Here is a 19,470-nt window from a genome sequence, read left to right as displayed (position 1 = left end):
GGACGGTGCTCGACGACGCCGGCGGGCTCCCGGACGCGCGGCTGCTGGCGATGCTCGACGACGACCGCCAGGGCTGGGTGCTGGCGAGGTCCGTGCGGGAGGACGGCCGCATCGTCGACTTCGAGCTGGCCTACATCAACGACGCCGGCTGCCGGTTCGTCGGCCGCCCCCGCGAGGAGCTGATCGGCGGCCGCTACCGGCACCTCTGGCCGGAGATGGGCTACGACGGGACGCTGCCGCTGTACATCGCCGTCGTGGAGACCGGCCGGCCGCTGACCCGCACCGTCTACCACGACCGGCCGACCCTGCAGGGGCACTTCGAGCTGCGGATCAGCCCGTTCGGCGACGGGTTCGGGGCGCGGTTCGTCGACCTGCGGCAGGTCACCGTGGTCCCGCAGTCCGGCGGCGGCACCCGGCTCCACGACGCGCTCGACGCGGCGTTCGACGGCTTCACGCTGCTGCGTGCGGTGACCGACGAGACCGGCGCGGTCGTCGACTTCGTCTGCGACTACGTCAACCAGCTCGGCGCGCGGCTCGTCGGGCGCACGCCCGATGCGGTCATCGGGCAGCGGCTCAGCGACATCTCCCCCGGCAGCTGGAACAACGGGCTGTTCGACCGGTACCGGTCGGTGGCGGAGACCGGCGAGCCGATCCGCGAGCAGCGGGCGTACCCGCGCATCGGCCAGGTGTGGGAGGTCAAGATGGCCCGCGCCGGGGTCGGCGCCCCCGCCGTGGCCGTGTCGTTCCGCGAGGTCACCGACCAGGTCGAGCAGGAGCGGCACCTCGCCGCCGTCGCCGAGAAGGCCGAGGAGGCCGCGGCCCGCGCCACGGAGGCGGCGGCCCGCGCCACGGCGCTGCAGACCGCGACGACCGCGCTGGTCGCGGCGAGCACCACGGCCGAGGTGTATGCGGCGATCGGCTCGGTGCTGCGGCCGTCCGCCGGCGGCCAGGGCCTGGCGCTGCTGCTGCTGCACGAGCACCGGCTGCACCTGCGGTACCACGACGGCTACGAGCCCGACGTCGTGGCGCGGCTGCGCGAGCTGCCGCTGGACCACCCGTACCCGGCGACCGCCGTGGCCCGCACCGGGCACCCGCTGTACCTGACGTCGCTGGAGCAGTTCCGGGCGGCGCAGCCGGACCCGGTGACCGCGGTCCCGGCCGGTGAGCGGCAGGCCTGGGCGTTCCTGCCGCTGACCGTGGCCGGTGAGGTCCTCGGCACCCTCGTCGTGGGTTACCGCAATCCGCGCGACTTCGACTATGACGAGCAGGCGATGCTGATGGCGCTCGCCGGGCTCGGCGCCCAGGCGCTGCAGCGGGCGCTGCTCTTCGAGGCCCGCACCACGCTCGCGTCGGCGCTGCAGCGGGCGCTGCTGCCGGCCACCCTGCCGCACGTGCCGGGGCTGCGCCACGCCGCCCGCTACCTGCCGTGGACGCACGGCGCCGACGTCGGCGGCGACTGGTACGACATCATCGACCTCGGCGACGGCGCGGTCGGCATCGTGATCGGCGACGTCGCCGGGCACAACGCGACCGCCGCCGCGACCATGGGGCAGGTCCGCAACGCGCTGCGGGCGTACGCCACCGAACGGCACAACCCGGCCAGCGTGGTGCACCACGTGAACCAGCTGCTGCTGGACATGCACCCGGACACCATCGCCACCTGCTGCTACCTGCAGCTGCACCCCGCCGAGGGCACGGTGACGGCGGTGACCGCCGGGCACCCGCCGCCGATGCTGCGCACCGCGGACGGGGCCGAGCCGCTGCGGCTGCGCACCGGGCCGCCGCTCGGCGTCACCCCGGACGCCGTCTACCTCGACACCACGCTGCTGGTCCCGCCGGCGGCGCAGCTGCTGCTGTACACCGACGGGCTGGTCGAGGACCGCCGGCACCCGATCGACCGGGGGCTGCGGGAGCTGTGCGCCGCCCTGCACGACGCGCCGACCCGGGACCCCGGCGGCACCCTCGACCACATCCTCGCCAGCGACGTCGGCCCGCGCCCCCGCAGCGACGACGTCGCCGTGCTGTGCCTGACCAGCGACACGGTGCCGGACGGCCCGCCCACGGCGCGGCGGCGCTTCCGCGGCGAGGCGATCAGCGCGTCCGCGGCCCGCCGCTTCGCCGCCGACGTGCTCACCGCCTGGCACCAGCCGCAGATCGTCGACGACGCGCTGCTGCTGCTCGACGAGGTCATCACCAACGCCATCCAGCACACGGTCGGCGACGTCACCGTCGAGCTGCGCCTCGGCGAGCACCTGCGGGTCACCGTCCACGACGCCAGCAACCGCCCGCCGCAGCCCCGCGACCCCGACACCGACACCGACAACGGCCGCGGGCTGTACATCATCGAGCGGCTCGCCGCGGCCTGGGGCTCCGAGCCGGTGGCGACCGGCGGCAAGCTCGTCTGGTTCGACCTGCCGCGCGCCTGACCCACAGAATTTTCCGGCGCCGGGCACAACCGACCGGCCCGATGCTGCGATCAAGGAGGTGGACGGGAAGGGAGCCGCATGCGGGCCGACGAGGAGCACGCCTACGTGCAGTACGTGAGCAGCCGCGTGCTCGCGCTGCGCAGGACCGCGTACCACCTGTGCGGCGACTGGCACGAGGCGCACGACCTCGTCCAGGGCGCGCTGATCAAGCTGTACCGGCACTGGGCCCGGGTCAGCGCCGCCGACTCCCCCGACGCGTACGTGCGGCAGGTGCTGGTCAACGTGTTCCTGCAGCAGCGCGGCACCTGGTGGTCGCGCAACGTGCGGCTCTTCGCCGAGCCCGCCGACCATCCCGAGCCCTTCACCGATCCGCTCACCGAACGCCGGGTCGACCTGCACGCGGCGCTGGGCAGGCTCGCCCCCGGGCAGCGGGCGGTGCTCGTGCTGCGGTACTGGGAGGGGCTCGACGTCGCCGAGACCGCGCAGGTCCTCGGCTGCTCCACCGGCACGGTGAAGAGCCAGACGTCGCACGCCATCGCGGCGCTGCGGCGGCTGATGCCCGACTACGCATGGGAGCCACGGTGAGCGAGCACCTGTTCCGGTCCGCCGCGCTCGACGAGCCGCCGCTGCCCCCGCAGTACGTCGACCGGCTCGTAGCCGCCGGCCGCGCCTCGGTCCGCCGCCGCCGGGCCGGCGCGGTCCTGTGCGTGCTGGCGCTGCTCGTCGCGGGGCTGGCCCTGGTGCTGCCGGGGCGGCCGCCGTCGGTGCCCGCGGTGCCGCCGGTGCCGGCCGGGTCGCCGTCGCTGCCTGACCGCATCGCGCCGTACTCGACGCTCACCAGCACCGTGAGCCGGTCCCCCGGTGGCCGGGCGGTCATGCTGTACCAGTTCGGCAGCGGCGAGGTGTTCAACATGTTCCAGCCGCTGGCGCTCGGCGCGGACCGCGACACGTACCGGCAGCTGGACGCCGCCGAGGGTCGGCGCGGCATCCGGCCGTGGCTGCTGTCGCCGGACGGCACGACCGCCGTCGTCACCGCCAGTGTCGACCCGGTGCATGCGCTGACCCTGGTCGACCTGCGCACCGGCCGCCGCCGGTCGGTGCCGCTGCCGTCCCCTGCGGGCGCGCTGCCGCTGGCGTTCTCCCCGGACGGCCGGACCCTCGCGTACGCGGCGGTGCCGATGCCGCCGAGCGACCAGTACGCCGACGTGACGAGCGAGGTGCGCCGGACCGGGGTGCTGGTCCTGGTCGACCTGGACACCGGCCGCGGCAGCACACTGAGCGGGGTGACCCCGGTCCTCGCCGCGTCGTTCTCCCCCGACGGGCAGCTCCTCGCCGTGCAGACCGGCCCGCAGGTGCGCATCGTCGACCGGGCCGGCGCGGCCGTGCGGACCGTCGACCTGCCCGCCGAGCACATCCTGACCAGCAACGCCGCGTGGTCGCCCGACGGCCGGTTGCTCGCCGCGACCGGCGCCACGGCCTCCCCCGGCGGACCGGACATCATCGAGTACCACCGGCGCATCGTGTTCGCCGACGCGACCGGCGCCGGCGGCCCGGTCCCGGAGCCGGTTGCCGCCGAGGAGATGCTCGGCTGGCGCGCCCCGGACCGGATCCTCGCCCAGGTCGCCGCGGATGACGGCGCCGGCGAGCTGCGCGACCTGCCGGTCACCGGCGGCCCGGGCACCGTGCTGAGCCGCTTCGATCCCGGCAACACCTGCGAGCTCGGCCTGTCGTCCTGCCAGGCGTACGAGATCCGGATGGCGACCGGTCTGCTGCCGTCGCTGGCGGTCCGGCCCGCCGACGCCGACCGGGGGCCGTGGCCGCGGTGGACGACCGTGACCGTGACCGCGGTGAGCGTGCTGCTCGCGCTGCTCGCCCTGCTGGTGTACCGCTGGATCCGCGGACGCCGCCGCCGGCGACGCCGGATGGACGGCGGCGCACCGAGCCCCTGGTGACGCTCGCCCCCGGGGTGCCGGTTCGGGCCTCAGCGCGCCGCGTATCGGGGCACCGGCTTTCGCTGGTACGGGATCAGCCCCTCGACCCGGTCGGGGGTCAGGTGCAGCACCTGGTCGGCGTCGACGGCCGAGGCCAGCAGCATGGCGATCGGGGTGGGGTCCCTGCCGGCAACCAGGACGATGGGGATCGTGCCGGCGTCGATCATCTCGGCGATCGCCGCCGACTCGTGCGGGTGCGGCGGGGTCTCGGCGGTGATGGCGAGCACGGTGTGCGCCGGCAGGTGCTGGCGCAGCCCGGCCACGAGCGGGAAGCCCAGGCCGGTGCCGGCGGACGGGTCGGGGTCGGCGTAGACGATGGCAAGCTCGTGCCGGGTGGCGAGGGCGGCCAGGACGGCGGTGACGTCGCCGAGGTAGGCGCGGATCTGCGACCCGGTGAGGGACACCACGGTCGTGGCGGCCTGCGAGGCGACGACGGCCGGGGCCGGGAAGGCGACCGCGGCGCCGATCCAGGCGCGGCGCGCCCGCAGGCTGCTCGCCCCCACGATTGCGGCGCTGGCCAGCAGGATCACGCCCATGGTGTACGAGCCGTCGAACCCGCGTACCACCGGGAGCAGCAGTATCGGGAACAGCCCGACGGCGCTGCCGACGGCGCCCAGCACCCCGGCGATCGACCCGGCCTGCGCGGGCGGGGCGGTGCGGCCGATGAGGGCGAGCACGCTGCCGAACGCGGTGCCGAGCGCGATCGCGATACCCGCCAGGACGGGCGCGGCGACCCAGGTCAGCGGCGGCTCGAAGGCGAGGATCAGCAGCAGCCCGGCGAGGCTGGTGAAGCAGGTGCCCAGCACGGCGGTCGGCGCGCGGTGCCGGCACAGCCAGCCGCCGAACGGCCCGGCGGCCGCGGCGAGGCAGATCCCGGCCGCCGCGAGGAACATGGCCGGGGTCCGGTCGACGCCGTACGTGCGGTGCAGGTACCCGGGCAGGTACAGGTCGAGGGAGACGATGCCGCCGCTGGAGACGCCGTACCAGACGGCAAGGTAGCGGGTCGCGGGGCGGTGCAGCAGGGTCGCCGCCGCCGACCAGGGGCCGGCCGGGTACGGCTGCGGGCGGGGGCCGTCGCGCAGGAGCAGGGCGGCCATGGCACCGTAGACGAGCAGCGCGCAGGCCAGTACCAGCAGGCCCTGCGACCGTTCGAGGTGCGTCACCGCCCGGGAGATGACGCCCGAGGCCGCGGCCATGCACATGCCGGCGGCGAAGACGCTCAGCGCCATGCCGCGGCGCCCCGGCCGGGACGCCCGCACGACCGCGGCGGTGCCGGCCGGCAGGGCCGCCCCGGCGACCCCGATCGCGCACGCCACCACGAGCAGCGACGGGAGCCCGTCGACGACGGCCAGGGCCAGCACGGCCAGGGCCGCGGCGCCGCTGACCGCCGGCAGCACGACCCGGGCGCCGAGCCGGTCGGTGAGCACGCCGGCGGGGATGCGCACGAGCACGCCGATGGCGAGCGGGGCGATGCCGAGCAGCGCCCACGTGCCGGGCGGCAGGCCGTACCGGTACCCGAGCTCCGGGCCGATCGGCGCGACCAGCATCCACGTCCAGTAGTGCAACATGTAGCCGACGACCGCGACGGCGAGCGTCCTGCCCGCCCTCGATCTGGCCCCTGCCACCGGTTTCTGCATCAACATCTGTCCCAGGCCCCCACGCTGTCGACCACGCTGCTGCACCTGACCGCCACAACGATCAGTCCGCCCACGCGGTTACGCCGACGCGTCCCCCGGCGGGGTGACCCCTGGTCAGCGACCGGAGCCGGACGGCCGCGGCCGGGTCGAGCGGCGCGCGGCCGCCACGGAAGCCGGCCTTGAGGGTCGACGGGCTCGTTGTCGAGGCGCTCGGCGTGCCCCCTGCCCTCTTGTCAAGGGCCGCGCCGCGCCGGCAAGGACAACGGGCCCTGCGCGACAACCGCGCGACGTGGCGGGCCAGCAACGTCGGCGAGATCCTGCTCGACGGCGCGTGCGCCTGGCTCGACTGCAGCATCGAGCGGGAACTGCCGGCCGGAGACCACGACATCGTCCTGCTGCGCGTCCACGACCTGCACGCCGACCGCACCGTCGAGCCCCTCGTGTTCCACCGCAGTGCGTTCGGCCGCCTCCAGCGCGCCGCCTGACCCCGACCCCGGGTGGTCGCCGGTCAGGACCGCGCGGACGCCAGGGGCCGCCGGAGGCTGTCGAGGATCGCGGCCTCTGCGTCCGGCCAGGTCTCGGTGTGCCGCACCCAGTCCGGCGCCGGGCCGGGCTGGGGCCCGAACAGGTACCGGTGCGCCACGACGCCACGCAGGGCCTGGTGCACGTCGAGCTTGTCGTCGACGAAGTGGGTGATGCCGAGTTCGGCGCAGTGCAGGGCCTCGTCGGGGCGCTTGAGACAGAACCGCAGGTGCTCGCGCGGGATCCCGGTGCGGGCGGCGAATTCGTGGTGCTCCAGCCACTGGCGGGTGAGCCGCTGCACCCGCTCGCCGCACTTGGAGACCAGCCACACCTGCTCGAAGCGCGGCGCGAGGCGGGCGAGCGCCTCGAACGCCCCGGGCACGGCCGGCGTGGCCAGCATCCGCGCGGTGTCGCCGCTGAAGAACTGCGTGTCGCCGCCGCCGGGGGCACCCCCGCCGATGATGACCCGGCCGATGTCCACGCCGAGCCGGAAGTGTCGTTCGCTCATGCCGTCGCCTCCGCTGCGCTCCGGCGCCGGCCTGAGCTCCACCCTGAGCCCATGATTCGCAGCCCTCCGCTCCGCTCCGGCCCGCTCATGCCGTCACCTCCGCTGCGCTCCGGCGCCGGCCTGAGCCCCACCCTGCACCCATGATTCGCAGCCCTCCGCTCCGCTCCGGCCCGCTCATGCGTCCCAGCGTGGCCGTCGCGGCAATAGAACAGAACTATTCTTGTCGTCGCAGCTATAGTTGGTACCTATGGATCGCCGGGCCGTGTCGCCGGAGGCGCTCGCGGCGTTCGTGGTGTTCGCCGACCACCTGAACTTCACCCGGGCCGCCGCACAGCTGCGCATCTCGCAGCCGGCGCTGCACGTGAAGATCGGCAAGCTGGCGCAGGCGCTGGGCCGCCCGCTGTACCACCGGGCCGGGCGACGGCTGGTGCTGACCGCCGACGGCGAGGCGGTGGCCCGCTTCGCCCGCGCGCACGACGAGCGGCTCGCGCACTTCCTGGCCGAGTTCGCCGGGGGCGCACCGCACCGGCCGGTGGTGCTCGCCGCCGGGCAGGGCGCCTACCTGTACCTGCTGGGCGACACGATCCGCGCGGTGCTCGCCGAGGAACCGACCCGGCTGCGGCTGGTCAACTGCGACCACCGGCAGATGCTCACCGCCGTGCGCACCGGGCAGGCGCACCTCGGGGTGAGCGTGCTCGACGTGCTGCCCGAGGACCTGACCGCGGTGGCCGTCGCGACGTTCCCGCAGATGCTGTTCGTGCCCGAAGGGCACCGGTCCGCCCTGCCCGGGCCGGTGGCGCTGCGGGACCTGGCGGGCGCGCGGCTGGTCGTACCACCGCAGCACCGGCCGCACAGAGTGCTGCTGGAGCAGGCGTTGCGGGCGGCGGGCGTCGACTGGACGGTCGCGGTGGAGGCCGAGGGCTGGCCGCTCATCGCGCAGTTCGTCGCGCTCGGCGTGGGCCTGGCGGTGGTCAACGGGTGCGTGCCGCCGCCCCCGGGGCTGGTCGCGCGGCCGGTCACCGACCTGCCGCCGGTCACGTACCACCTGGTCCACCAGCCGGCGGCGCTGGCCGACCCGAGGGTGGCGGGCCTGGTGGAGCGCATCCTGGCGCGCGGCTGACGTCCCGCCGCGAAATTTTCAGCGCCGCGCCGCCGCCCGGCGCACTGCAACAAACCTGCACATCGCTGGTCTTGTATTCGGGGAAAGCGCTTTCCTAGAATCGGGTCCCGTCGATGCAGTTCAGTGCCGCTCCCCCGCCTGGGAAACGCCTCCTGACTGCGCGGTACGGCGCGAGGACGCGTCGCCGCCGTACCACTTGCCTCACCGGAGGTCTTCATGAGTCACACCGTCCGAAACCGCCGACGACTCGCGCTGCGGGCCTCGGTGGCAGCGCTGGCCACCACGGTCGTCGGCGCCGGGATCGGGATCGCCCTGTCCACCACCGAAGCGTCCGCGGCGACCGGCGGCGTGACCGGCTTCGCGACCCAGAACGGCGGCACGACCGGCGGCGCGGGCGGCCAGACGGTCCGGGCCACGACCGGCACCGCCATCCACGCCGCGCTGTGCAACCGGGCCAGCAGCAGCACCCCGATCATCATCCAGGTCGAGGGCACCATCAACCACGGCAACACGACGAAGGTGTCCGGCTCCAGCTGCAACACCGCCGCCGACAAGATCGAGCTCAAGGAGATCAGCAACGTCACCATCATCGGTGTCGGCGGTGGCGCGGTCTTCGACCAGCTCGGCATCCACATCCGCGACTCGAGCAACATCATCATCCAGAACGTGACGGTCAGGAACGTCAAGAAGTCGGGCTCCCCCACGTCCAACGGCGGCGACGCCATCGGCATGGAGAGCACCGTGCGCAACGTCTGGGTCGACCACGTGTCGCTCGAGGCGTCCGGCGGCGAGTCCGCCGGCTACGACGGCCTGTTCGACCTGAAGGACGACGTGCAGTACGTGACGCTGTCCTACAGCACGCTGAAGAACTCCGGCCGCGGCGGCCTGATCGGCTCCAGCGAGAGCGACCGGGGCAACAGCTACATCACGTTCCACCACAACTCGTACACGAACATCGACTCCCGCACACCGCTGCTGCGCGGCGGCATCGCGCACATCTACAACAACTCCTACGTCAGCCTCAACGAGTCCGGGATCAACTCCCGGGCCGGCGCGCGGGCCAGGATCGACAACAACTACTTCAAGAACTCCAAGGACGTCATCGGCACGTTCTACACCAGCGAGGCCGGCTACTGGCAGGTCAACGGCAACATCTTCGACAACGTGACCTGGTCGCCGAAGGGCACCGACACCAACCCCGCGGGCCCGAACCCGACCTCGAACACCAGCGTCAGCATCCCGTACAGCTTCGCCCTCGACCCGGCCAGCTGCGTGCCGGACGTGGTGAGCCGCACCGCCGGCGCCAACAAGGGCCTGCAGGTCTCCGACGGCAGCTGCACCCCGACCACGCCGACCGGCGGCCCGACCACCCCGACGCCCACCTCGCCGCGCCCGTCGTCGCCCGGCCCGTCCTCGCCCGGCCCGACGCAGGGCGGGACCAACCTGAGCATCGGCGCCGGCTCCGACGGCTCCAGCAAGGCCGACGGCACCAGCTACGGCAACGTGCGGGACGGCAGCATGAGCACGTACTGGTCACCGTCCGGCACCACCGGCTCCATCTCCATCAAGTGGGGCTCCGCCACCGCCATCACCCGGATCAACATCCGCGAGGCGTCCGGCGCCACCGGCTACATCCGCAACTGGCGCGTCCTCAACGGCGACACCGGCGCGGTCCTGGCCTCCGGCACCGGCGCGGGCGTCATCACGTTCACCCGCACCTCGCTGAAGAAGGTCACCTTCGAGATCACCAGCGCGACCGGCACCCCGCGGGTCGCGGAGTTCGAGACGTACGCCTGACCGCTGCGCCACACCGCGGGCGGGGACCGGGTCACCGGTTCCCGCCCCGGCGCATGCGACCCGCTACGATCGGGCGTCGATGGACGACGATCGCCGCGACGAGCCCGTGGACCTCGACCTGGACGTCCTGGCGGGGCTGGTCCTCAGCGCCGACCTGGTGCCGCGGCCGGCCGGCCGGGCCTGGACCCGCACCCGCGCGCTGCTGCTCCTCGCGCTCGCCGTGGTCGTGGAGGACGGCAACCCGCCCACGCCTTGGGGCGCCCTGGTCGTCACGCGGATCGACAACGGGGCCACGGTGCAGCTGACCCGGTCGCGCCGCGAGGACGGTGAGCTGCTCGCGTACGTGCGGCAGCAGCTCGCCGAGCTGACCGTCGGGGAGTTCCTGGACCGCTGGGGCGTCGACCCGGCCGACCTGCGCGCCCCCGCCGCCGGGTAACGACGGACACATCCTCGATCCACGGTCGAGCCTGCGCCCATAAGGTGGGTGCACCAATGAGCGGGCCGGAGCGCAGCGGAGGTGACGGCATGGGCGAGGAAGAGACATCGACGCGGCCGGAATTGCAGCGGATGCTGGCCGAGGCGCGGCCGGGGGTGTTGCTGTTCAGCATCACCCCGCCGCGGCGCAGCGCGACACCTGAGCGGATCAAGGAGATTGCCGCCGTCACGCTGGAGCGCCTGGCGCAGCTGGACGTCGACGGGCTCATCCTGTACGACATCGACGACGAATCCGACCGCAACCCCGAGGAGCGGCCGTTTCCGTATCTGCCGACCCTGGACCCGGCCTGGTACCACGAGGAGCACCTCGGCGGCTGGGACCGGCCGGCGGTGATCTACCGCTGCGTCGGCAAGTACCACGAGCACGAGCTGGCCGACTGGCTGCGCACCGCGGACCCGCGGCGGGTGCTCGGGGTGTTCGTCGGCGCGTCGTCGGGCGACAAGCCGGTGCGCACGGACATGCGCCGCGCCCACGCGGTGCGCCGGGAGGTGCGCCCGGACCTGCCGCTGGGCGGGGTCGTCATCGGCGAGCGGCACCGCCGCGGCGGCGACGAGCACCTGCGCATGCTGGCCAAGCAGGAGCGCGGTTGCACGTTCTTCGTCTCGCAGGTCGTGTACGACGTCAACGAGGCGAAGAACCTCGTCTCCGACTACGTGTACGAGTGCCGCGAGCGCGGGGTGGCGCCACGGACCGTCGTGTTCACGCTGTCGCTGTGCGGCTCGTTCAAGACGCTGGAGTTCGTCCGCTGGCTCGGCGTCGACGTGCCGCGCTGGCTGCAGAACTCGATCCGGTACGCCGACGACCCGCTCGCCGAGTCCTACCGGCAGGCACTGGCCATCGGCCGGGACCTGGCGGACTTCTGCGAGGAGCTGGGCATGCCGTACGGCTTCAACGTGGAGAGCGTCTCGATCCGCCGGGCCGAGATCGAGGCGACCACCGAGCTGGCCGCCGACGTCGCCGCCCTGCTGCGCGAGCGCGGGCGGTAACGGGCGGGCCGGCGAGCTGCGCTGCTATCCGGCGGACTACCGCGCCGAACGTGGCGACGAGATCGTGGAGACGTACCTGGACCTCGCCGCGCCGGGGCAGCGCCGGCCGCGCGCCGGTGACGTGGCCGACCTGGTCCGCGGCGGCCTGCGCCAGCACCTGCGGGCCCGCCACGCGCTCGGGCTCGCCGACGCGGTGCCGTTCGCGGCGCACCTGGCCCTCATGACGGCCGCAAGCCTCGCCGCGGTGTGGCTGATCGCCGCGGAGCTGGTCTCCGACCGGGCCGGTCTCGTGTGGCACCCGGTGGGGCCGTTCGTGACGCTCGGCGCGGTCGCCTGGCTCGCGTGGCTGGCCGCGCCGGTGGCCGCGCTGCTCGGTTCGATGTCCGGGCCCCAGCCGTGGCCGACGTGGCGGGCCGCGGTCGCGGGGGCCGTCGTCGCCACGCTGGTCGCGGCCGTGGCGGTGCCCGTGACACTGTGGCTGCACGCCCGCCTGCGCCGCCGCCCGCCCAGGCGTGCCCGACCTGCGGCCGGTGATCGGGCGTCGTGGCAGGCGGCGGTGACCGGGCCGCGCGCCGGGGTCAGACGGTCAGCAGGCGGTCGAGCAGCTGGTGGTACTGCAGCACGGTGTCGCGCATGCCCTCGGTGCTGTCCGAGGACCTGGCGCCGGCGTGTGCCAGCTCCTCCTCGCGCTGGTGGACGCAGCCGGCCAGGGACTGCACCGCCTCGTCCAGCAGCTGCCGCGCCTCGGTGACGCTGCCGTGCGGGTCCTCGACGAAGTGGGTCTGCACGTCGTGCCAGCGCTGCCGGAACCGTTCGGCCTCGGCGGCGTCCCAGATCGCCTGCCCCTGGGCGCCCTCGGTGTAACCGCCACCCTGCGTTGGCGCGCCCTCGGTGTACCCGGTCTGCGTGGGCGTGCCCTCCGTGTAGCCGCCGCCCTGCGTGGGCGCGCCCTCGGTGTAGCCGGGCTGCGTTGGCGGGCTCTCGGTGTAGCGGCCACCCTGCGTGGGCGCGCCTTCTGGGTACCCGCCCTGCCCGCGGACGCCTTCCTGCCCGCGGACGCCTTCGGCGGGGGGCGGCGGCGGGCCGGCGCTGCGGGTCTCGGCCGTGGTCTGCTGCGGCTGGGACGCCTGCCCGGAGCCGGACGGTGCCTGCTGGAAGTTCTCGTCACGCATCGCGATCGCGCCTTCCTGGAAAGTCGATGACCGTGCTCAGCCGTGCCGCGGGGTCGGCCGGCCGCCCGACGTGTCGCCGAGCAGGTCGGCGAACAGCAACCGGTAGTGCATCAGCGCCTGCCGCAGCTGTTCCGTCGACGCCTGCCCACGCTGGTTCACCTTGTTGATCTCGTGTGCGTCTCGGTAGTGGCCGAGCGTTTCCGCGTGGTCGACGCTGAGATCCTGGACCCGGGTGTCGTAGTCGTCGGTGGGGTACCCGCGCTCCTCCATCACCTTCGTCACGAGCTCGTCGGCCTCGCGCGTCGCCGCCTCGGGCTCCTCGACGAAGTGTGCCTGCATGCGTTCCCACTGCTCGGCGTACCGCTGCCGCTGCTGCGGATCGAGCTCCCTGAGCTGCAGCTCGGCGTGGCGCCGCTCGCGCTCCTGCAGGTCACGCTCGGCCGCGCGGCGGCTGTGCCGCTCGCCGACCGCCCGCTCGTATTCCGGTCCGAACCGCTGCCGCAACGCCTCGGTCCGGCGGTACCGGCTGACGACGGCCGCGACGATCGCGACCAGGGCGAGGGCGAGCACGACGATGGCGACGATGGCGGCAGTCGAGGACATGGCAGATCCTTTCCCGAGGAGCCACGACCGACGCTAGCCCGCGGCGTGCCGGACGACCTCACCCTCGCTCCGCGGTTTCGGCGGTGTGAGAGGGAGCGGCGCGGGTACGTCACCCGCCATGCAGGACATCTCGTCGACGGACGCCGCGAGGCGGCACCCGTCGGATGCTTGGCAGTCGGCCATCACCGTGCTGCAGGAGGCGTCACCGCCGCAGCCCGCCGAGGGGGCGCACGCGATGACGATCGTCGTGGAGTTCCCGCCCGGCGACCCGGGCTCGCCGCCGCACCGGCACTCGGGGCCGGCGTTCGGGTACGTCCTGGAGGGCGAGATGCTCTTCGAGCTGGAGGGTGCGCCGCCGCGGGTGGTACGGGCCGGCGAGGCGTTCTGGGAGCCGGGCGGCGACGTCATCCACTACCAGGACGGCAACCACCGCGACGACGTGCCGGTCCGGTTCACCGTCACGATGTTCTGCGCGCCGGGCACGCCGATGCTCACCCTCGTCGAGGAGGACGAGCTCGCCCGCCGGGCCCACCGCCGCGTCACGGCGTGAGGATCGCGGTCTTCGGCGGCACGGGCCGCATCGGCTCGCAGGTCGTCGCCATGCTCGGCGCGGCCGGCCACGAGGCGGTGCCGCACTCCCGGTCCACCGGCGCCGACCTGGTCACCGGCCGGGGCGTCGCCGATGCGGTGCGGGGCACGGCGGTCGTGGTGAACCTGACGAACGCGCCGTCGTTCGACGAGGCGTCCCCGGCGTTCTTCCGCGCCAGCATGGACATCTTCCTCGCGGCCGCCCGCGACGCGGACGTCGGCCACGCGGTCGTGCTGTCGATCGTCGGCGCCGACCGGGTCCCCGGCGTCGCGCACTACCGGGCGAAGGTGCTGCAGGAGGACCTGCTGAAGGCGGGCCCGGTGCCGTACTCGATCGTGCGCGCCACGCAGTTCTTCGAGTTCGTCGACACAGTGCTGTCGTGGACCGCCGACGAGCACACCGTCCGGCTGCCCGCCACACCCCTGCAGCCGGTCGCCGCGGCCGACGTCGCCCGGGCCGTGGCGGACGTCAGCGCGGGTGCGCCGCTGGGCGGTACCCTCGACGTCGCCGGCCCGGAGGTCTTCCCGCTCGACGAGCTGGGCCGGATCACCCTCGCCGCCCGCGGCGACGAGCGCACCGTCGTCACGGACCCGGCCGCCGGCCTGTACGCCGCGGTGCCGGGCGACGCGCTCACCGCCGGCGAGGGGGCGCTCATCGCGTCGACGACGTACCGCGACTGGCTCTCCGGAGTTCCGCGCTAGCCCCGCAGCACGCCCATCGAGGTGAGGACGTCGACGGCGAGGCGGGTGAAGCCGCTCGCCAGCAGCGTCGCGGCGATCGCGGTGAGCAGGATGCCGGCGATCCGGTCCAGGATCATGCGGGCACGGTCGGACAGGCGGCGCCCGGCGTGGCCGGCGACGTACACGCACGCGCCGGTGACCGCGGCGTGCACCAGGGCGGCGAGGACCAGCACCAGGACGCCGGTGACGCCCTCGACCTGGGCGCGGAAGCTGATCAGAACCGCGATCGTGGCGCCGCCGACGGTGAGCGGGAACGTGAGCGGCATGAACACCACCGACCGCCACGACGTGGACGGCGGGGACAGGGCCGCCTCGGTGGAGGCCGACGCCGGGTCGTCGGTCCGGCCGAGCATCAGCGGTACCGCCGCGATCATCAGCGCGATGCCACCGGTCGCGGACAGGGCTGCGGGGGTGAGGCCGAGCAGCTCCAGCAGCGGCTCACCGACGAGGATCGTGCCGACGGCGATCGCGGCGACGTTGACGAACAGCCCGAACGCGAGCCGCGAGTGCTGCCGCGCGTCGATGGGCTTCAGCAGCGGGATGTACGACGACACGGCGGCCACCGGGCTGTACAGGCCGACGAGGGCCAGCAGCATGAGCACCGCCAGGTCCACATTGGACATCGTGCTGCGGTCTCACAGCCCGTCGCGGAGGATCGGGCAGGTCATGCAGTGCCCGCCGCCGCGGCCCTTGCCGAGCTCGAAGCCCTCGATCTCCACCACCTGGACGCCGTGGTCACGCAGGCTGCGGTTGGTGTACTCGTTCTTGTGGTAGCCCAGCACGACCCCGGGCTCGACGGCGACGAAGTTGCAGCCGCTGTCCCACTGCTCCCGGGCCCGCTGATCGGGGTCGCCGCCGGTCGGGATGATGTCGAGGTGCCCGATGCCGAGCGCATCCTCGAACGCCGCGACCAGCCCCTTGTCCCGGCGCACGTCGAGGGTGCCGGCCCGGTCCCCGGGAAACAGCGTGAACGCGGCGGCGCCGTCGACCACCGGCGGGTACCCGGTCGCCTTGTCCCGGTCCACGAGGGTGAACACAGTGTCGAGGTGCATGTACGACCGGCTCGGCGGGATCTGCACCGCGATCACCCGGCTCGCCGCGCCCTGCGCGAACAGCGCCAGCGCGAGGTGCTCGACCATGTGCGCACTGGTGCGCTCGCTGACCCCGACGGCGACGGCGCCGTTGCCGATCGGCATCATGTCGCCGCCCTCGAGGCAGGCCCGGCCGAAGTCCTCCTCGTCGAAGCTGCCGTCGTCACCCATCGGCGGGTACCAGTACTGGAAGTCCGCCCCGGCGAACATCGGATGATAGTGGTAGATGAGGCTCTGGTTCATCGTCTCCAGCCGCCGCGCGTGGAAGAACAGCGGGTTGAGCGACACCCCGCCGTAGAGCCATGCGGAAGGGTCACGCTGGTACAGCGAGTTCGGCAGCGCCGGCAGGACGAACGCCCTCGGCTGCGCCAGCGCCGCCACCAGCGACCGCCGGTCGAGGTCGGCGCGCCGCTCGCGGACCAGGTCGAAGAACTCGGCCTTGGTCAGTCCGCCGATCAGGTGCCGGGCAAGCGTCTCACCGTCCCACCCGGCCAGCTCCTCGCGCACCGGTTCGAGCAGCGCCGGCCCCACCGACAGATGCGTCACGGCGCGCTCCACCGCGTGCCGGCGGGCCTGCGGGCTCTGCAGCGCCTCGGCGAGCAGCGTCTGATGGTGGTACACCTCGACGCCGTGCCCGCGCAGCATCGCGACGAACTCGTCGTGCTCGGCCTGAGCCCGACTCACCCACGGCAGGTCGTCGAAGAGCAGCTCGTCCCGGTTGTTCGGGGTCAGCCGCCGCAGGCTCAACTCGGGCCGGTGCACGATCACTTTCCGTAGCCGGCCAACTTCCGACCCGACCCCGAACCCTGCGGGCATTGCGAACCTCCGCCCCAAGTGCGCCCCCGGGCGGGACGCGGCAGGATCGGGCACTACCCCGCCACGCCGCCCCCACACCTCGCAGCATTCCCGGACCGACCGATGCGCCCCGCACATCGGGTGGCTGCACCGCCCGCGGCGGGCGGTGGAGCGCCGGCCACCGCGGGCCGTGGAGCGCCGGCCACCGCGGGCCGTGGAGCGCCGCCCACCGCGGGCCGTGGAGCGCCGCCCACGCATGGAGAGGCAGGCCCGGCGCGGCACCCGCACACCAGACGGCAGGCCCAGCCGAGCCGGCTGTGCGGGTGGTGCGCCCACCAGGCGCGGCACCCGGCACCCCCGCCATCCGCGGCAGCCCTCGCCACCCGCCGCATGGTCGTGTCCGCCAGGCCGTCGCGCCGGCCGGACAGCCGCGGTGATCGAAGTCGCGCGGTGGTCGTCTGGATGACCACGCCGCGCCTTCGATCAAGCGGGCAAGATCGCTCCGTGCTCGGACGGCCCGTCTCGCTGACCCGCCCGCGGCCGGCTGGCCCGTGGCTGACACAGAGCCCGAACCGGCATCGCGCCAACCGGATCGCCGTCATGATCAAAGGCGCGTCCCGGCCATCCGGACGGCCACGCCGCGACTTCGATCAACCAGGCAAGATCGCCTCGCGCTCGGACGGCCCGTCTCGCTGACCCGCCCGCGGCCTGCTGGCCCGTGGCTGACGCAGAGCCCGAACCGGCATCGCGCCAACCGGATCGCCGCCATGATCAAAGGCGCGTCCCGGCCATCCGGACGACCACGCCGCGACTTCGATCAACCAGGCAAGATCGCCAGTGGGGCCGGCGGTGCCCGCAGTACTCCCGCTACCCGCGGCGCGGCAGCCCGGCATAGCGCGGGACAGCAGGCCCAGCACGGCGCGGGACAGCAGGCCCAAGACGGCACGGGACAGCAGGCCCAAGACGGCACGGGACAGCAGGCCCGGCACGGCAGCCATACAGGCAGGCCGGTCGCCACAGCCACAGGGCGGGCCAGGCGCCGCAGCCACAGGGCGGGCCAGGCGCCGCAGCCACAGGGCGGGCCAGGCGCCGCAGCCGCGCACGGGGTGACAGGCGAACGCCGGCAGTCACCGTAGGGTGACGGGGTCCAACGCGGCAGCCACGCCGCCGCCAGCGCGGTCCGATCGTCGGGTGTCCTGGTCAGAGGACCCGCCCACAGCCGGCCACCCGCCGCCGACCTCGCGTTGTATACCGCACACGCGCCGACGAGCGTTCCTACCCGCGCCCATCCCAAGACACCTCGCGCGGCCAGCCTGACCAGGCACAGGTCCCACGCGACACGACGATTCCGCCACGAACGACGCCAACCACCCCCGACGACCGAATCGCACCGCCCGACGTCACAACTGCACGCAGAACCCCCGCCCGTCGCGGCAATGACGGCGCCACAGGCGTGGACCTCCTCCTCAGCGGCTCACCCGGGCCAGTCGGACAGCAGGTGACGGCGGATCAGGGCGGCGTGCGACAGCGGCGTCGTCAGGTCGGTGACGTCGCCGTTGGTGGTGTAGTCGAGCAGCACCAGGTCACCGGCGGCGGCGAGCCGCCGCAGTGCCGTCACCTCGTCGGCGGCCCGGTGCTCCAGCACCCACCGGTACACCGGCAGGTAGATCTGGCGGCGCGACGACTCGTAGTCCAGCAGCGTGTCGCCGGTCAGGCCGCGCCGGTGACCGCGGACCGCGCCGAACCGGCGGACCGTCCGCTTCAGGCCCGTCATGCCGGTGGCGGTGAGCTTCGCCGGGTCGACGTCGGCGGTCTCGAACACCTTCAGCGCCTGCCAGATACCCTCCACCGACTGCCCCGTCGTGCCGGGGCTGAACGGCACCGGGATGCCGCCGTGCGGATAGAACGGGCTGAGCCGCACCCACGGCTGCGGCCCGCGGGACGTCACGTCCAGCACCGTCGCGCCCGGAAACGCCGCCGCGAGCGACGCCTGCCCCCGCCGCCGGCTCGCCACCTGCACCACCATCGCCGAAACACCCCTCCCCGTCCCACGCATCATGCCCCCGGGGTACGACAATTTTCGGTATGGAGGATCCGTACGACCTTGCCCGGTTCGTCGAGGCTCAGGCCGGCACGTACGACGACGCGCTGGCGGAACTGCGCAGTGGCCGCAAACGCGGGCACTGGATGTGGTTCGTGTTCCCGCAGATCGCCGGCCTCGGGTCGAGTGCCATGGCGCAGCGGTACGCGATCGGGTCGCTGGACGAGGCGCGCGCGTACCTGCAGCACCCGGTGCTCGGCCCGCGCCTGCACGAGTGCGCCGAGGCGATGCTCGGCAACACCGAGGAGACCGCCCAGCAGATCCTCGGCGAGGTCGACGCGATGAAGCTGCGCTCGTCGATGACGCTGTTCCAGCTGGCCGCGCCGCGGGAGACGGTGTTCGGCCGGGTCATCGCCCGGTTCTTCGAGGGTGCCCCGGACGGCGAGACGATCCGCCGGGTCTGAAACGCCCGCCCGGACCCGGACGCCTGAGACATGGCGAAGGCCGGCCACCGAAGTCGGTGGCCGGCCTCACGCCAGGGGCAAAGTGGTGCGGAAGGGCTACGCCGAGACGGTGTTGATCTCGGTCGCCGAGGCGAACGCGGCGTCCAGGCGGGCCTGGAAGGCGTCGAGCTCGTGGTACTCGCTGGCGTTGTAGGACTCGGAGCCCTCGGCGGCGAAGATGTGGTCGGTCTCGGCGGCCGAGTGGTCGTAGGAGGTGAAGTCCGACTCCTCGTAGTGCGAGCCGTCCGCGCCGGTGTACTCGACGTGTTGGCCCTGGTCGAAGCTGGTGGACTCGGCGGCGGCGTGGTCCTGCTCGTACACGCCGAACTGCGACTGGTAGTCCTCCTGGCTCGCGTCGACCTGGTGCAGCTGGTCGAGCGACTCGTGCTGCTCGCCCGTCTCGATGTGGCCGTAGTCCACGCCGCCGTCGTACTCGCTCATCACTGTCTCCCT

Annotated in this window: 19 protein-coding genes; 11 read left to right on the top strand and 8 right to left on the bottom strand. The window is 73.7% G+C overall.

The annotated features are described in order from the left end of the window. Positions 1–5 precede the first annotated feature (5 nt). From AB0H83_RS12960 to AB0H83_RS12950, 3 genes are all read left to right on the top strand, one after another. Positions 6–2,426, top strand: a complete 2,421-nt coding sequence (locus AB0H83_RS12960) for a SpoIIE family protein phosphatase (protein WP_360091579.1) — start codon at positions 6–8, stop codon at positions 2,424–2,426. A gap of 78 nt (positions 2,427–2,504) precedes the next feature. Further along, positions 2,505–3,011 (top strand): SigE family RNA polymerase sigma factor, encoded by a 507-nt coding sequence (locus AB0H83_RS12955; RefSeq protein WP_360091576.1) that lies wholly within the window; start codon positions 2,505–2,507, stop codon positions 3,009–3,011. Beyond that, positions 3,008–4,378 carry a hypothetical protein gene (locus AB0H83_RS12950; RefSeq protein ID WP_360091573.1) on the top strand — a complete coding sequence of 457 codons (1,371 nt, stop codon included), beginning with the start codon at positions 3,008–3,010 and terminating at the stop codon, positions 4,376–4,378. The genes AB0H83_RS12955 and AB0H83_RS12950 overlap by 4 nt, the downstream gene beginning before the upstream one ends. A 29-nt stretch (positions 4,379–4,407) precedes the next feature. Here the strand turns inward: AB0H83_RS12950 and AB0H83_RS12945 are convergent, their stop codons facing one another. Beyond that, positions 4,408–6,042, bottom strand: a complete 1,635-nt coding sequence (locus AB0H83_RS12945; protein WP_360091570.1) for an MFS transporter — start codon at positions 6,040–6,042, stop codon at positions 4,408–4,410. 191 nt (positions 6,043–6,233) lie between these two features. Between AB0H83_RS12945 and AB0H83_RS12940 the strand changes: the two genes are divergently transcribed. After that, the gene (locus AB0H83_RS12940; RefSeq protein WP_360091567.1) at positions 6,234–6,539 is read left to right on the top strand and encodes a flavin reductase family protein; all 306 of its coding nucleotides are present in this window, start codon (positions 6,234–6,236) and stop codon (positions 6,537–6,539) included. Positions 6,540–6,562: 23 nt separating this feature from the next. On the opposite strand, the gene AB0H83_RS12935 is transcribed toward AB0H83_RS12940, so the two are convergent. Then, the gene (locus AB0H83_RS12935; protein WP_360091564.1) at positions 6,563–7,084 is read right to left on the bottom strand and encodes a hypothetical protein; all 522 of its coding nucleotides are present in this window, start codon (positions 7,082–7,084) and stop codon (positions 6,563–6,565) included. A gap of 247 nt (positions 7,085–7,331) precedes the next feature. Between AB0H83_RS12935 and AB0H83_RS12930 the strand changes: the two genes are divergently transcribed. The 4 genes from AB0H83_RS12930 (at position 7,332) to AB0H83_RS12915 (ending at position 11,483) form a co-directional block, all read left to right on the top strand. Continuing rightward, positions 7,332–8,204 carry a LysR family transcriptional regulator gene (locus AB0H83_RS12930; RefSeq protein WP_360091561.1) on the top strand — a complete coding sequence of 291 codons (873 nt, stop codon included), beginning with the start codon at positions 7,332–7,334 and terminating at the stop codon, positions 8,202–8,204. Positions 8,205–8,420: 216 nt separating this feature from the next. Continuing rightward, positions 8,421–10,001: a pectate lyase gene (locus AB0H83_RS12925; RefSeq protein ID WP_360091558.1), complete on the top strand. Its 1,581-nt coding sequence runs from the start codon at positions 8,421–8,423 to the stop codon at positions 9,999–10,001. 79 nt (positions 10,002–10,080) lie between these two features. Continuing rightward, positions 10,081–10,437 carry a hypothetical protein gene (locus tag AB0H83_RS12920; RefSeq protein ID WP_360091555.1) on the top strand — a complete coding sequence of 119 codons (357 nt, stop codon included), beginning with the start codon at positions 10,081–10,083 and terminating at the stop codon, positions 10,435–10,437. Between the two features lie 89 nt (positions 10,438–10,526). Continuing rightward, positions 10,527–11,483 carry a 5,10-methylenetetrahydrofolate reductase gene (locus AB0H83_RS12915; RefSeq protein WP_360091552.1) on the top strand — a complete coding sequence of 319 codons (957 nt, stop codon included), beginning with the start codon at positions 10,527–10,529 and terminating at the stop codon, positions 11,481–11,483. A 578-nt stretch (positions 11,484–12,061) separates the two neighbouring features. Here AB0H83_RS12915 and AB0H83_RS12910 read toward each other — a convergent pair. Further along, positions 12,062–12,655, bottom strand: a complete 594-nt coding sequence (locus tag AB0H83_RS12910; protein WP_360091549.1) for a hypothetical protein — start codon at positions 12,653–12,655, stop codon at positions 12,062–12,064. A 36-nt stretch (positions 12,656–12,691) separates the two neighbouring features. After that, positions 12,692–13,258, bottom strand: coding sequence for a hypothetical protein (locus tag AB0H83_RS12905; RefSeq protein ID WP_360091546.1), 567 nt, complete (start codon positions 13,256–13,258; stop codon positions 12,692–12,694). A gap of 118 nt (positions 13,259–13,376) precedes the next feature. Here AB0H83_RS12905 and AB0H83_RS12900 point away from each other — a divergent pair, with 118 nt between their 5' ends. Together AB0H83_RS12900 and AB0H83_RS12895 are read left to right on the top strand one after the other, a co-directional pair. Beyond that, a complete protein-coding gene (locus AB0H83_RS12900; RefSeq protein ID WP_360091543.1) occupies positions 13,377–13,808 on the top strand; it encodes a cupin domain-containing protein in 432 nt (143 codons plus the stop codon). Then, on the top strand, positions 13,805–14,548 hold the full coding sequence (locus tag AB0H83_RS12895; RefSeq protein WP_360091541.1) for an SDR family oxidoreductase: 744 nt from the start codon (positions 13,805–13,807) through the stop codon (positions 14,546–14,548). The genes AB0H83_RS12900 and AB0H83_RS12895 overlap by 4 nt, the downstream gene beginning before the upstream one ends. Here AB0H83_RS12895 and AB0H83_RS12890 read toward each other — a convergent pair. The 3 genes from AB0H83_RS12890 to AB0H83_RS12880 all read right to left on the bottom strand — a co-directional run bounded on the left by AB0H83_RS12890 (position 14,545) and on the right by AB0H83_RS12880 (position 18,499). Beyond that, on the bottom strand, positions 14,545–15,210 hold the full coding sequence (locus AB0H83_RS12890) for a MarC family protein (protein ID WP_360091538.1): 666 nt from the start codon (positions 15,208–15,210) through the stop codon (positions 14,545–14,547). The two genes, AB0H83_RS12895 and AB0H83_RS12890, sit on opposite strands and share 4 nt — an antisense overlap. 12 nt (positions 15,211–15,222) lie before the next feature. Beyond that, on the bottom strand, positions 15,223–16,494 hold the full coding sequence (locus AB0H83_RS12885; RefSeq protein ID WP_360091535.1) for an arginine deiminase: 1,272 nt from the start codon (positions 16,492–16,494) through the stop codon (positions 15,223–15,225). A 1,453-nt stretch (positions 16,495–17,947) separates the two neighbouring features. After that, positions 17,948–18,499, bottom strand: a complete 552-nt coding sequence (locus AB0H83_RS12880; RefSeq protein ID WP_360091532.1) for a hypothetical protein — start codon at positions 18,497–18,499, stop codon at positions 17,948–17,950. A 59-nt stretch (positions 18,500–18,558) separates the two neighbouring features. On the opposite strand from AB0H83_RS12880, the gene AB0H83_RS12875 reads away from it, so the two are divergent. Beyond that, positions 18,559–18,978, top strand: a complete 420-nt coding sequence (locus tag AB0H83_RS12875; RefSeq protein ID WP_360091529.1) for a DUF1810 domain-containing protein — start codon at positions 18,559–18,561, stop codon at positions 18,976–18,978. A 96-nt stretch (positions 18,979–19,074) separates the two neighbouring features. Here the strand turns inward: AB0H83_RS12875 and AB0H83_RS12870 are convergent, their stop codons facing one another. Further along, entirely contained in the window at positions 19,075–19,458 is a 384-nt protein-coding gene (locus tag AB0H83_RS12870) for a hypothetical protein (protein ID WP_360091526.1), read from the bottom strand. Between the last annotated feature and the right edge of the window lie 12 nt (positions 19,459–19,470).

This window comes from Dactylosporangium sp. NPDC050688, from assembly GCF_040654515.1.
Classification (GTDB): domain Bacteria; phylum Actinomycetota; class Actinomycetes; order Mycobacteriales; family Micromonosporaceae; genus Dactylosporangium.
The sequence above is the reverse complement of the archived record's forward strand: the minus strand, read 5'-3'. Positions and strand labels throughout refer to the sequence as shown.